The organism is uncultured Acidovorax sp. (assembly GCF_964021665.1).
GTDB classification, from domain to species: Bacteria; Pseudomonadota; Gammaproteobacteria; order Burkholderiales; family Burkholderiaceae_C; genus Acidovorax; species Acidovorax temperans.
The window spans coordinates 15,782-28,047 of the sequence record NZ_CAXIAK010000042.1 but is presented as its reverse complement, the minus strand read 5'-3'; the positions used below and the strand labels follow the sequence as shown (position 1 = coordinate 28,047).

Genomic DNA, 12,266 nt, shown 5'->3' with positions numbered 1-12,266 from the left:
TGCTCTCCCCATTGCGCTAGGCTGGCATGCGCCTTAATGCCCGCAGGCCAGCCCTCGGGCAGCGCCTGCCCCGGCTGCAGCCCGGCGGCATGGCCGGTGCACACCAGGTGCAACTTGGCCCCCAGGGCGGCCCCCGCTTGCAGGTGCGCCTGGCAGTTGCCCACCACCAGCACATCGTGCGGCTTCACGCCATAGCGCTCGCAAATCTGCTCCAGCAGGCCCGGGGCGGGCTTGCGGCAGCTGCATTCCTCTTCGGCGGTGTGGGGGCAGTAGAAGACGGCGTCGATGCGCCCGCCCACCGCCGCCATCTGCCGGTGCATTTTGGTGTGGATGGCGTTGAGGGCCACCACATCCAGCAAGCCCCGGCCCAGCCCGGGCTGGTTGGTGGCCACCACCACATGCCAGCCCGCGTGGTTCAGCCGTGCAATGGCCTCCAGCGCGCCCGGCACTGGCGCCCAGTCGTCCGCCGAGGTGATGTAGTCATCGCCCAGGGCGTTGAGCAGGCCGTCACGGTCGAGGATGGCGAGTTTCATGGGTTGCTTCCGTTGCGAGGTCACCAGCACCAGCCTACCAGAGCCACCAAATGCACATCAGGCCGCAGGGCCTCAAGCGGCCAGGCGCGAGAGATCGGCCACGCGGTTCATGGCTTCGTGCAGGCTCTTGAGCAGGCCCTGGCGGTTCAGGCGCAGGTCCAGTTGCTCGGCGTTCACCATCACGTCGTCAAAGAACGCATCCACCGGCGCGCGCAGCACGGCCAGGGTTTGCAGGCTGGCGGTGTAGTCGCCCGCATCAAACTGCGCATTGGCCTCGGGCACAAAGCGCTGCAAGGCGGCGAACAAATCCTTCTCGGCCTGCTCTTGCAGCAGCGCGGGGTTCACGTGTGCGTCCACGGGGCCTTCCACTTCGGCCTTTTTCAGGATGTTGCCCACGCGCTTGTTGGCAGCGGCCAGCGCAGGGGCTTCGGGCAGCGCGGCAAAGGCACGCACGGCCGCCAGCTGCTTTTGCACCAGGGCCAGGCGCTGTGGGCGCAGGGCCAGCACGGCGTCCACTTCCTGCGCGCTGTAGCCTTGCTCGCGCAGGCTGCCTGCGAGGCGGTCGTAGATGAAATCGGCGAGCTGCGCCGAGGCATCGGTGATCTTGTCGCCAAAGGCAGGCACGGCACCGGCCAGCAATGCGCTCAAGTTCAGCGGCAAGTCCTTTTCGACCAGCATGCGGATCACGCCCAGCGCATGGCGGCGCAGCGCGAACGGATCGCGGTCGCCGGTGGGCAGGTTGCCAATGCCGAACATGCCGACCAGGGTTTCGAGCTTGTCGGCCAGGGCCACCACCACGCCTGCGGTGTTGCGGGGCAGCGCATCGCCCGCAAAGCGGGGCTTGTAGTGGTCTTCGATCGCGTTTGCCACGGTCTCGCCCAGGCCGTCGTTCAGGGCGTAGTAGCCGCCCATGATGCCTTGCAGCTCAGGGAACTCGCCCACCATGTCGGTCACGAGGTCGGTCTTGGCCAGCAAAGCGGCTTGGTCCGCGTCTGCCACCAATTGAGCGTCGCCCAGCTGCTGTGCGATGGCTTTGGCAATGGCGCGCACGCGCTCCACGCGCTCGCCCTGCGTGCCCAGCTTGTTGTGGTACACGACCTTGCCCAGGCCTTCGACGCGCGAGGCCAGGGTTTTCTTGCGGTCCTGGTCAAAGAAGAATTTCGCATCGGCCAGACGGGGGCGCACCACGCGCTCGTTGCCGCCGGTCACAAAGCTGGTGTCCTCGGGGCTGATGTTGCTCACCACCAGGAACTTGTTGGTCAGCTTGCCTGCAGCGTCCAGCAGCGGGAAGTACTTCTGGTTGGCCTTCATCGTGAGGATGAGGCACTCTTGTGGCACGCCCAGGAACTGCTCTTCAAACTGGCAGATGACGACGTTGGGGCGCTCGACCAGCGCGGTCACTTCGTCGAGCAGGGCATCGTCTTCAATGGGGCGGGCACCGTTGCCCACTTTGGCGGCGGCCGCGGCCAGCTGGCGGGCGATTTCAGCCTTGCGCTCGGCAAAGCTGGCGATCACGGCACCGTCTTTTTGCAGCGTAGCGGCGTAGCTGTCGGCGTCTGCCAGCACCACGGGCGACACGGCCGCTTCAAAGCGGTGGCCTTGCGTGCTGTTGCCAGCCGTGAGGCCCAGCGCCTTCACGGGCACCACGGTACTGCCGTGCAGCGCCACCAGGCCGTGCGCGGGGCGCACAAAGTTCACGCTGGTCCAGCCGGGCAAAAAGTTGTCCATGCCGCAATCGGTTTCGAGCTGGTAGCTCATCACCTTGGGGATGGGGAGCTTGGCGATGGCTTCGTCCAAGGCCTTTTGCAAACCGGCCTGCAGCGTCGCGCCGGGCACCACGCTGTCGTAGAACAGGGCTTCAGCCTTGCCGTCCTGGGCGCGCTTCAAGGCGGCCACGGCGGCTGTGGGGTTGGACACATCCGCACCCAGCGCTTGCAGCTTTTTCAGCAGCGCAGGGGTGGCATTGCCGCTGGCGTCCAGACCCACGGTCACGGGCATCAGCTTTTGCTGCACGGCCTTGTCGGCGGCCTTGTCGGCCACGGCCGTCACATGGGCGGCCAGGCGGCGGGGCGAGGCATAGGGTGTGACCACCGAGGCGGCGCTGGCCAGGCCCTGGGACTTGAGCTGGTCGCCCAGCACGGTGGCGAAGGCATCGCCCAGTTTCTGGAGCGCCTTGGGAGGCAGCTCTTCCACAAACAGTTCGACGAGTAGGTTTTGGGTTGTCATGTTGTCGGCTCTATTCCGTCATTCAATACGGCATCCGCTACGCAAGCGATGCCTGAAAACTGGCGTGCCCCATGCGCAAGCAGCCGCGCCAGGGCCGCCCCGCCGCGCTGGCTGCGTCCCCCTGCCCGCATTGCCTGGCAATGCGAGAGCGGGGGGAAGACGCGCAGCGGCTCAGGGGGGTGTTCACTTCAAGCAGCCTTCTTGGGCATCTGCTCCACCCACTCGCGCGGCGCCATGGGGAAGCCCAGGCGTTCGCGGCTCTCGTAATAGCTTTGCGCCACGGCGCGGGCCAGGTTGCGGATGCGGCCGATGTACGCAGCGCGCTCGGTCACGCTGATGGCGCCGCGGGCGTCCAGCAGGTTGAAGCTGTGCGCAGCCTTGAGCACTTGCTCATACGCAGGCAGCGCCAGTTGTTGCTCCATCAGGTACTTGGCCTGCTTTTCGTGCGCGTTGAACGCAGTAAACAGGAAGTCGGCGTCGGAGTGCTCGAAGTTGTAGGTGGACTGCTCCACCTCGTTCTGGTGGTAAACGTCGCCGTACTTCAGGGTGTCAGTCCACTGCAGGTTGTAGACGTTGTCCACGCCTTGCAGGTACATGGCCAGACGCTCCAGACCGTAGGTGATCTCGCCGGTAGCGGGTTTGCAGTCAATGCCGCCCACTTGCTGGAAGTAGGTGAACTGCGTCACTTCCATGCCGTTGAGCCAGACTTCCCAGCCCAGGCCCCAGGCGCCAAGTGTGGGGTTTTCCCAGTCGTCTTCCACGAAGCGGATGTCGTTCTTCTTGAGGTCAAAGCCCAGGGCTTCGAGGCTGCCCAGGTACAGCTCCAGGATGTTGGCCGGTGCGGGCTTGAGCACCACCTGGTACTGGTAGTAGTGCTGCAGGCGGTTGGGGTTCTCGCCATAGCGGCCGTCCTTGGGGCGGCGGCTGGGCTGCACGTAGGCGGCCTTCCAGGGCTCGGGGCCAATGGCGCGCAGGAAGGTGGCGGTGTGCGAGGTGCCTGCGCCCACTTCCATGTCGTAGGGCTGCAAAAGGGCGCAGCCCTGGGCGTCCCAGTAAGACTGCAGCTTCAGGATGATTTGTTGGAAGGTGAGCATGGATGGTGTCTGACTTACCGCAGGCGGAGCCTGCGCCGGTGAATCGAGGGCAGTTTGCACTGCGCAAGCGTCGATTTTACGGCGCCCATCGCACCCGGACGGGGGAACAGCCTCCAGGGCACGCACTGCACACCAGAGATGCAGGCCACCTTAGGCCACACCACGACATTCACAAAACCGTCATGGAGGTGAGATTCAATCCAGCGTGATCTGTTTTGACCCACTCACCAGCAACTACCCCACATGAATCCTCTGTTGAACGCCTCTCACCGCAAGCTTTTCGGTATCTCCCTGCTGGCCGTGGCCGCCCTTGCCGCCTGTGGCGGTAGCGACGATGAGCCCGAACGCACCCCCGCCTCGCTGCAGCTCGAAAAAATTGGCGGCTACTCTGCCGGGCAGTTCCTCAAGAGTGCGGCAGAAATTCCTGCTTTTGATGCAGCCTCCAAGCGCGCTTTCGTGGTCAATGCACAGTCAGGCAAGCTGGATGTGCTGGATCTGAGCGACCCCAAGAACCCCAAGAAAGTCGGGGAAGTCAACGGCGCAGCCGTACTGACCAACGGCGAAGTCAACAGCGTGGCCGTAAAGAACGGGCTGGTGGCCATCGCCATTCAGGCCAAGCCCAAGACCGATGCTGGCCGCATCGCCATCTACCAGGCCGCAGACCTGAAGCTGCTAGGCTCCGCCCCCGTCGGTGCACAGCCCGACATGCTGACCTTCACGCCCGATGGCAAGACCATCTTGGTCGCCAACGAAGCCGAGCCCAGCGATGACTACCAGGTTGACCCCGAAGGTTCCATCAGCATTGTGGATGTGAGCAACCCCGGCGCGCCCGTGGTGCGCACCGCCGACTTCAAAGCTTTCAACAGCCGCGCCGCTGAGCTGATGACCAAGGGCGTGCGCCTGTTTGGCCCCACGGCAGACGGCAGGGGCCGCGCCACGGTGGCACAGGATCTGGAGCCCGAATACATTGCCGTATCGGCCGATGGCAAGACCGCCTGGGTGACCCTGCAAGAGAACAACGCCCTGGCCATCGTGGACATCGCCAAGGCCGCCGTCACCGACATCGTGGCACTGGGCTACAAGGACCACGGCGTGGCCGCCAACGCCCTAGACTTTGCCGACAGCGACGGCAAGAGCCCCGTGATCAACATCACCACCGCCCCCAACGTGCTGGGCATGTACCAGCCCGACGCCATTGCCGCCTACCAGGCGGGCGACGGCCAGACCTACCTGGTCAGCGCCAACGAGGGCGACGCCCGCGCTTGGGGCGAAGGCACGCCAGCCTATTTTGGCAACGGCGCCAAGGGCCCTGGCGATGTGACCAAGGGTTTTGTAGAAGAGTGGCGCGTCAAGCACCTGGTGCACAAGGACGGCTTCCTGCGCCGTGCTGACGATGACCTGCCCGCCCACCTGATCGCCCTGGCCAAGGGCAACGGCGGCGCACTGCTCAACCCAGCCAACTTCGCCTGGTGCGGCGCCGTGGCCGGCGACCCCAAGACCTGCCGCGACGACGACAAGCTCGGCCGCTTGAAGGTGACCTGGACCCAGGGCTACCAAACCAATGCCGACGGCAGCCCCAAGTGGTACAACGCCGCAGGTCAGGTAGACCCCGCTGGCAATCGTCTGATGTACGACAAGCTCTATGCCTACGGCGGCCGCTCCATCTCCATCTGGGATGCCCAGGGCAAGCAGGTGTGGGATTCGGGCGCAGCCATCGAGCAGTTCCTGGCCAGCGACGACTGCAAGCTGGGTGCCAAGCGCGACATCGCCTGCAAGACCTACTTCAACAGCGGCCATGACGCCACCGCTGCCCTGGATGCACGCAGCTCTGCCAAGGGACCAGAGCCAGAAGGCTTGGCTGTGGGCACCATCGGCAGCAAGACGTTTGCCTTCGTGGGACTGGAGCGCATGGGCGGCGTGCTGGTGTTCGACATCACCGATGCCAAGACACCCAAGCGCGTGGACTACATCAACACCCGCGAAAACTGGACAACTGCATTTGGCGCCGCCACCCCACCCGCACTGGACAAGGTGGGCGATCTGGGCCCCGAAGGCTTGGCCTTCGTTCCCGCCAAGGATTCGCCCAATGGCAAGCCCCTGCTGCTGGTGGGCAATGAAGTCAGCGGCAGCACAGCGATCTTCCAGCTCAACCTGGCGTACTGACCGCCGATGAACCCTGGCGCGGCGCATGCACTGCGCGCCAGGGCTCATCCGATGCAGTCCAAAAAAAAGGGCGTTGGCTTCAAAAGCCAACGCCCTTTTTTATCAGTCTACCTGGGGCTGCGGGAAAGCGCCCCGTCCGTCAAGCGCCAGTCCAGCGGCGCAGCACCAGGCTGGCGTTGGTGCCACCAAAACCGAAGCTGTTGGACAGCACCGTGTTCAACTGCGCATCGCGCGTCTGCGTCACCAAGGGCATGTCGCCCAACGCGGGGTCGGGCGTTTCCACATTGGCCGAGCCGGCGATAAAGCCCTTGTTCAGCATGATCATGCAGTAGATGGCTTCTTGCACGCCCGTGGCGCCCAGCGAGTGGCCGGTGAGCGACTTGGTGGACGAGAACGGCGGCACCTTGTCGCCGAACAGGGCACGCATGGCGCGCACTTCCTGCATGTCACCCACCGGAGTGGAGGTGCCGTGCGTGTTGATGTAGTCGATGGGGGTGTCGAGCCCTTCCATGGCCTGCTGCATGCAGGCAATGGCACCGTCGCCCGAAGGGGCCACCATGTCTTCGCCGTCGCTGGTGGCACCAAAGCCCACCACTTCGGCCAGAATGTTGGCGCCACGGGCCAGGGCGTGGTCCAGGCTTTCCAGCACCACGGCACCGCCGCCGCCGGCGATCACGAAACCGTCGCGGTTAGCGTCGTAGGCGCGCGAGGCTTTCTCGGGCGTTTCGTTGTACTTGCTGGACATGGCACCCATGCCGTCAAACAGCAGCGACATGCCCCAGCTCAGCTCTTCACCACCGCCAGCAAACATCACGTCCTGCATGCCCCAGGCGATCTGCTGGGCTGCCGCGCCAATGCAGTGCGCCGAGGTGGAGCAAGCCGAGGTGATGGAATAATTGATGCCCTTGACCTTGAAGTTGGTGGCCAGGCAGGCAGACACCGTGGAGCTCATGCAGCGCGTGACCTGGTAGGGCCCGACGCGGCGGATGCCCTTCTCGCGCAGCGTGTCGGCCGCTTCGATCTGGTTGGCGGGCGAGCCGCCGCCCGAGCCCATGATGAGGCCAGTGCGTGGGTGGCTGACTTGCTCGGGCGTGAGGCCCGCCTGCTGGATCGCATCTTCCAGAGCGATCTGCGCATAGGCAGCCGCGTCGCCCATGAAGCGCAACTGCTTGCGGTCAATGCGCGCTTCGATGTCGATCTCAGGCGCGCCGCCCACCTGGCTGCGCAGACCCAGTTCCTTGAACTTTTCCACGGCCTTGATACCGCTCTTGCCCGCACGCAGCGAGGCTTCCACGGTGGCCAGATCGTTGCCAATGCACGAGACGATGCCCGCGCCGGTGATGACTACGCGCTTTTTGGTCATGCTGCGTCCTTGCCGTCTTCCTCACGTTTGAACAAACCTACACGCAGGTCGTTGGCGACATAAATTTCCTTGCCATCGGCCAGCAAACGGGCATCGCCAATGGCCATGACCAGCTTGCGCTTGATGACGCGCTTGATGTCGATTTCGTACGTCACCAGCTTCACGTCGGGGCCAACTTCGCCGGTGAACTTGACTTCGCCCGCGCCCAGCGCGCGGCCACGGCCGGGCAATTGCAGCCAGGTCAGGTAAAAACCGATGAGCTGCCACATGGCATCCAGGCCCAGACAGCCGGGCATGACGGGGTCGCCCTGGAAGTGGCAGGCGAAGAACCAGAGGTCTGGCTTGACGTCCAGTTCAGCGCGGATTTTTCCCAAGCCGTGTGCGCCCCCATCGCTGTCGATGTGCGTGATGCGATCGAACATCAGCATGGGTGGCAGCGGCAGACGCCCGCTGTCGGCGTTGAACAGCCGTCCCTCGCCCGAGGCGATCAGTTGTTCATAGGAAAAGGAATCTGCCATTTTCAGTCGTGCTCCAGAACGGCGGCTTGGCCGCCTCAAATCATCGTTCGTGCAACCGTAGCCCCTGGTTGCGGGCCCCTATTATCCAAGGTAAGCGTGGTCACTGGCGCGTATACACCCTCATTGCTGGTTGGGCTCCCCGTGCCAGCGTGACCTGCATCAAGCCTGAGCCTGCGTGCGGCGGCGCCTGCCCAGCCAGCCGGCCGCCACACCGAGGCCAGCAAGCAGCCACAGCGGCCACAGCCCCCAGCGCGAAGCCCACCAGGCAAAGGGCGTGATGCCCGCGTCGCCAGACACCCCCAGCCCGCGCCCGTGCACTTCGCCACGCAAAACACCCCGGCTGAAGCGCTCCAGCGCATGCGTGACCACCCCACGGTGGTCAATGATGACGGTGGCCCCTGTGTTGGTGGCGCGAACCATGGGCCGCTCCAGCTCCAGGGCGCGCATGCGGCTGATTTGCAGGTGCTGGTCTACCGCCAGGGTGTTGCCAAACCAGCCAATGTTGCTGAAGTTCACCAGCACGGTGGGTGCCTGGGCGGGGTCGAAAAACCGTGCTGCCAGTTCCTCGCCAAACAAGTCTTCGTAGCAGATGTTGGGTGCAATGCGTTGCCCCTGCCACTCGAACGAGGGCTGCCCCAGCGTGCCCCGGTTGAAGTCGCCCAGCGGAATGTTCAGCATTTCGGTGAACCACTTGAACAGCGGCGGGATGAATTCGCCAAATGGCACCAGATGGTGCTTGTGGTAGACGTAGGCTGGCTCGGGCGCCGCCCCCGCAGCCGGCCGCCAGCCCAGCACCGAATTGGTGTAGCCCTCGCGCGCATTGCCCAGCGGTATGCCGAGCAGGGCCGCTTGATCGCCCTGGGTGTAGCGGGCTTGCAGACCCTCCAGGTAGCCGGGAATCAACTGCTGGGGCAGCAGCGGAATGGCGGTTTCAGGCGCCACCACGAGCGAAGCGGTTTCGCTGCGCAACTGCTCGGCATACCAGGCCAGCGCCAGCGGCACGCCGCTGCCCTGTTCAAATTTTTCGTCTTGAGGAATATTGCCCTGCAGCAGCGCCAGCTTCAGCGGCGCCTTCGCCGCCTGCGCGGGGGTGTGGCAGAGCTCTACCGCGCAATGGCGTTGCACCCAGGCAAAACCTCCCGCCCCCAGCAGCACCAGCGCGGCGGCCCAGGTACGCCAGTGGCGCAGATCGCGCCAGCGGCATTGCACCAGCGCCATGGCCAGCCCCGCCGAAATCGCGCCCACGCCATACACCCCCACCACCCGCGGCAGGGACGACAGGGGCCCCTGCACGTGGGCATAGCCCCCCGCGCCCCAGGGGAAGCCGGTGAACCAGGTGCCGCGCAGCAACTCGGCCAGTAGCCACAATGCTGCAAAAAGCATAGCTGCCAGCGCTTTATTGGCGGGCGCCAGAAGGCTAAAAAGCCCTAAAGCAAAGGCATAGTAGATGGCCAGAAACGCCGCGAGCGCCACCACGGCTGCCACGGCCAGCGGCGCGGCCAAGCCGCCATAGGTATGCAATGAAATGAACAGCCACCAGAAGGTGCCGCACAGCCAGGCCAACGCAAAGGCAAACCCCAGCAAGGCACCTTGCCGCCAGGTGGGCCGCAGCCGGTGCAGCAAGCCCGCCAGCACCACCATCGACACGCATTGCAGCCACCACACAGGCTCCCCGGTGCCCGGCAGTGCCAGCGAGGCTGCTTGCGCCAAGCCCGACAGGGCTGCCACGACAATGGCGCCGATGCGCGCCCAGGAACCCCATGCGGGGGAGTGGGAAAGCGGGTACAGAACGGCCCCCATCAGTTGGCAGGGACGCTGTCGTCCACCCGCGACACCTTGAACCAGCGCACCGCGCCGCCCTTGGTGTGGAGCACGACAAAGTGCAGCCCGCACAACTGCAGATGCTCGCCACGCTTGGGCACCCGGCCCATTTCATGCGCGATGAGCCCACCGATGGTGTCAAAGTCCTCGCCCGGCGCGCTGCCGTGGATGGGTACCCCGAATGCTTCGGAGACCCGATCGATGGGCGTGTCGCCACTCACACGGTAGGTCTTGTCGGCCAGACCAAAAATGTCGCCCGAGTCTTCGGCAATGTCGAATTCGTCCTCGATTTCGCCCACGATCTGTTCGAGCACGTCCTCGATGGTGACCAGGCCCGCCACGCGGCCAAACTCGTCGATCACGATGGCCAGGTGGTTGCGGTTGCCCCGGAATTCACGCAACAGGTCGTTCAGGCCCTTGCTCTCAGGCACAAACACGGCAGGCCGGATCAGCGTGCGGATGTGGAGATCCGGGGACCGCTGCAGCTTGAGCAGATCCTTGGCCATCAGGATGCCGATGATGTTTTCGCGCTCCCCCTGGAACACCGGAAACCGCGAGTGGCCGGCATCAATCACCGAACGCAGCAGTGCATGCGGCGTCTCATCGATGTCGATCATGTCCATGCGCGGGGATGCCACCATGACATCGCCAGCGGTCATGTCGGCCATGCGAATCACGCGCTCGATCATCACGCGCGAGTCAGCGCCGATTACCTGGTTGTCTTCGGCTTCCGCCAGGGTTTCGATGAGTTCTTCCGCAGAGTCGGGGCCGGGGTGAATGAACTCGGCCACTTTTTGCAGAAAGCTGCGCTTGTCTTCTTTTTCAGGCAAACGACCGGGGTGTGGATCGGACACTGTCGTGGGTTGCAGGACTTGCAGTTGTGGTGGACAGGGCCCAAGGATAGCGGATTGTCTTGACAAGACAACGCCCGGTAATGCACCACTGCAGTACCGGGCGGGGGGCTGTGTCGGCTTATGTGCCGGCTTACTCTGCCGACTGGTGGCGCGCGTGCTGCACGCCGCGGCGCACTTCTTGCACGCCAGCCAGGAAGTCCCAGAACTGCTTGGCCTGCTTCTTGACCTGGTAGTCCACCTCGGCGAACTGCTGCTCCACCATTTCGGTCATGCGGGTGTCGAAGTTGGCCGGGGGAATCTGCAGGTACGCCTCGGACTCGGAGCCATCGCGGTGCACCGTGGCACCAGCGTTACGCGCAATCTTCAGCATGGCCGTGTTTTCAGACAGGGCGTGGATGAAGACCATGTTCACACCAGCGTTGCGGGCGTGCATGACAGCACGCTCGAACAGGCGGTTGCCGAAACCACGGCCACGGGCATGCTTGAGCACCGAGACGCCGAACTCGGCGCAGTGCTTGTGCTCAGGGTGCTCGGAGAACGCCAGGTGGGCCATGGCGATCAGCTCCAGGCGGCGGTTGTAGATGCCGAAGATTTCGTCGCGGCTGAAGTCGAGCTGCTCTGCATAGCGGCGGATCTGCTCGTCATTGGCGGCATAGCCAAAGCGCAGGTAGCGGTCAGCGGGCTCCAGTTTGAGCAAATGGGCTGTGATGCGCTCGCGGGAAGACGGGCCCAGAGAGCGAATGGGGACCATCAGGGGCGTGGAAGGCATAGCAGCCTCCTTCAAAGAATGACTGTTACGGGTGCGCAGCATGCCAGTGCTGGCGTGCCAGGATGCCTTGAGCAGGGCTTTGGTAGCGATCATGGGCTGAACTTTAAGGGTTTTCCCTGATAATTTCCAGCACTTTGTTGCAACGCAGCAAAAAACCCACCCAGGACGCTTGGCCGCCAGCGGACTTTGCCACTGATCGGGTGCTGCCACAGCAGCCGAAGCACCTTAACGGCCCAGACACCCACTTTCAAGACAGGGTTTTCTCTACGCCCCAGCGGCGCTGACAGGGGTGGCGAAGTCCCGTGACTTCGCGCCCCGATCCATCACACAGGCAGCGCCGTCGTAGCCTTGACGCTGTCCAGCACAAAGCTGGTTTTGCAATCCTGCACGCTGGGGTGTTTGAGCAAGGTGTCCATGATGAAACGGCTGTAGTGGGCCATGTCGGCCACCACCACGCGCAGCAGGTAATCCATCTCGCCCGTGAGCGAAGAGCATTCCACCACCTCTGGCCAGGTCTGCACGCTGGCGCGGAACACATCCATGGGGTTGCGCTTGTGGCTCTCGGTGTGCTTTTCCAGGCGCACGTTCAAGTAAGCAATGAGCCCCAGTCCCACGGCTTCGGGCTTGACGAGCGCCACGTAACGGTCGATCACACCCGCTTCCTCCAGCCGCTTGACGCGGCGCAGCACCGCGCTGGGCGACAGCCCAATGGCCGCACCGATCACGTCATAAGTCTCACGGCCGTTCTTTTGCAGGCATCGCAAGATGGCCTTGTCGAGCTTGTCGAGTGCGTCTGGGGTGGTCATGGCGCAAGATTTTATGAACGAAAAGCACCTAAACGCAGGTGTTTTCTCTTCACGGGTATGTCCTGATGGTGGGGAGCGGGCGGCGCCAGAACAATGGCTCTCGCAAAAATGAACGCCCG

General features: G+C 64.1%; 10 protein-coding genes. 1 reads left to right on the top strand and 9 read right to left on the bottom strand.

Annotation, left to right across the window (positions count from 1 at the left end; genetic code table 11):
* From gmhB to glyQ, 3 genes are all read right to left on the bottom strand, one after another.
* Positions 1–533, bottom strand: a 533-nt coding sequence (gene gmhB, locus AADJ04_RS10650) for a D-glycero-beta-D-manno-heptose 1,7-bisphosphate 7-phosphatase (RefSeq protein ID WP_341239597.1), incomplete at its 3' end; no start/stop codon positions are given.
* Between the two features lie 72 nt (positions 534–605).
* Positions 606–2,759, bottom strand: a complete 2,154-nt coding sequence (gene glyS / locus AADJ04_RS10645; RefSeq protein ID WP_288484876.1) for a glycine--tRNA ligase subunit beta — start codon at positions 2,757–2,759, stop codon at positions 606–608.
* A 188-nt stretch (positions 2,760–2,947) separates the two neighbouring features.
* On the bottom strand, positions 2,948–3,853 hold the full coding sequence (gene glyQ / locus AADJ04_RS10640; RefSeq protein ID WP_005799952.1) for a glycine--tRNA ligase subunit alpha: 906 nt from the start codon (positions 3,851–3,853) through the stop codon (positions 2,948–2,950).
* 243 nt (positions 3,854–4,096) lie between these two features.
* On the opposite strand from glyQ, the gene AADJ04_RS10635 reads away from it, so the two are divergent.
* Positions 4,097–6,016: a choice-of-anchor I family protein gene (locus AADJ04_RS10635; protein ID WP_288484882.1), complete on the top strand. Its 1,920-nt coding sequence runs from the start codon at positions 4,097–4,099 to the stop codon at positions 6,014–6,016.
* Positions 6,017–6,155: 139 nt separating this feature from the next.
* On the opposite strand, the gene fabB is transcribed toward AADJ04_RS10635, so the two are convergent.
* The 6 genes from fabB to AADJ04_RS10605 all read right to left on the bottom strand — a co-directional run bounded on the left by fabB (position 6,156) and on the right by AADJ04_RS10605 (position 12,147).
* Positions 6,156–7,379 carry a beta-ketoacyl-ACP synthase I gene (fabB, locus tag AADJ04_RS10630; protein WP_341239596.1) on the bottom strand — a complete coding sequence of 408 codons (1,224 nt, stop codon included), beginning with the start codon at positions 7,377–7,379 and terminating at the stop codon, positions 6,156–6,158.
* The gene (fabA, locus tag AADJ04_RS10625) at positions 7,376–7,897 is read right to left on the bottom strand and encodes a 3-hydroxyacyl-[acyl-carrier-protein] dehydratase FabA (RefSeq protein WP_044395689.1); all 522 of its coding nucleotides are present in this window, start codon (positions 7,895–7,897) and stop codon (positions 7,376–7,378) included. The genes fabB and fabA overlap by 4 nt, the downstream gene beginning before the upstream one ends.
* Before the next feature lie 159 nt (positions 7,898–8,056).
* On the bottom strand, positions 8,057–9,697 hold the full coding sequence (gene lnt / locus AADJ04_RS10620; protein ID WP_341239595.1) for an apolipoprotein N-acyltransferase: 1,641 nt from the start codon (positions 9,695–9,697) through the stop codon (positions 8,057–8,059).
* The gene (locus AADJ04_RS10615) at positions 9,697–10,572 is read right to left on the bottom strand and encodes a transporter associated domain-containing protein (RefSeq protein WP_341239594.1); all 876 of its coding nucleotides are present in this window, start codon (positions 10,570–10,572) and stop codon (positions 9,697–9,699) included. Before AADJ04_RS10615 ends, lnt begins: the two co-directional genes overlap by 1 nt.
* Positions 10,573–10,702: 130 nt before the next feature.
* Positions 10,703–11,434: a GNAT family N-acetyltransferase gene (locus AADJ04_RS10610; RefSeq protein WP_066697438.1), complete on the bottom strand. Its 732-nt coding sequence runs from the start codon at positions 11,432–11,434 to the stop codon at positions 10,703–10,705.
* Positions 11,435–11,664: 230 nt separating this feature from the next.
* Positions 11,665–12,147: an Lrp/AsnC family transcriptional regulator gene (locus tag AADJ04_RS10605; protein WP_044395684.1), complete on the bottom strand. Its 483-nt coding sequence runs from the start codon at positions 12,145–12,147 to the stop codon at positions 11,665–11,667.
* Positions 12,148–12,266: the final 119 nt, after the last annotated feature.

Coding starts and splice junctions, on each gene's coding strand:
- AADJ04_RS10605 (WP_044395684.1), bottom strand. CDS start 12,147: ATGACCACCCCAGACGCACTCGACAAGCTCGACAAGGCCATCTTGCGA.
- AADJ04_RS10610 (WP_066697438.1), bottom strand. CDS start 11,434: ATGATCGCTACCAAAGCCCTGCTCAAGGCATCCTGGCACGCCAGCACT.
- AADJ04_RS10635 (WP_288484882.1), top strand. CDS start 4,097: ATGAATCCTCTGTTGAACGCCTCTCACCGCAAGCTTTTCGGTATCTCC.
- glyS (WP_288484876.1), bottom strand. CDS start 2,759: ATGACAACCCAAAACCTACTCGTCGAACTGTTTGTGGAAGAGCTGCCT.
- lnt (WP_341239595.1), bottom strand. CDS start 9,697: ATGGGGGCCGTTCTGTACCCGCTTTCCCACTCCCCCGCATGGGGTTCC.
- glyQ (WP_005799952.1), bottom strand. CDS start 3,853: ATGCTCACCTTCCAACAAATCATCCTGAAGCTGCAGTCTTACTGGGAC.
- fabB (WP_341239596.1), bottom strand. CDS start 7,379: ATGACCAAAAAGCGCGTAGTCATCACCGGCGCGGGCATCGTCTCGTGC.
- fabA (WP_044395689.1), bottom strand. CDS start 7,897: ATGGCAGATTCCTTTTCCTATGAACAACTGATCGCCTCGGGCGAGGGA.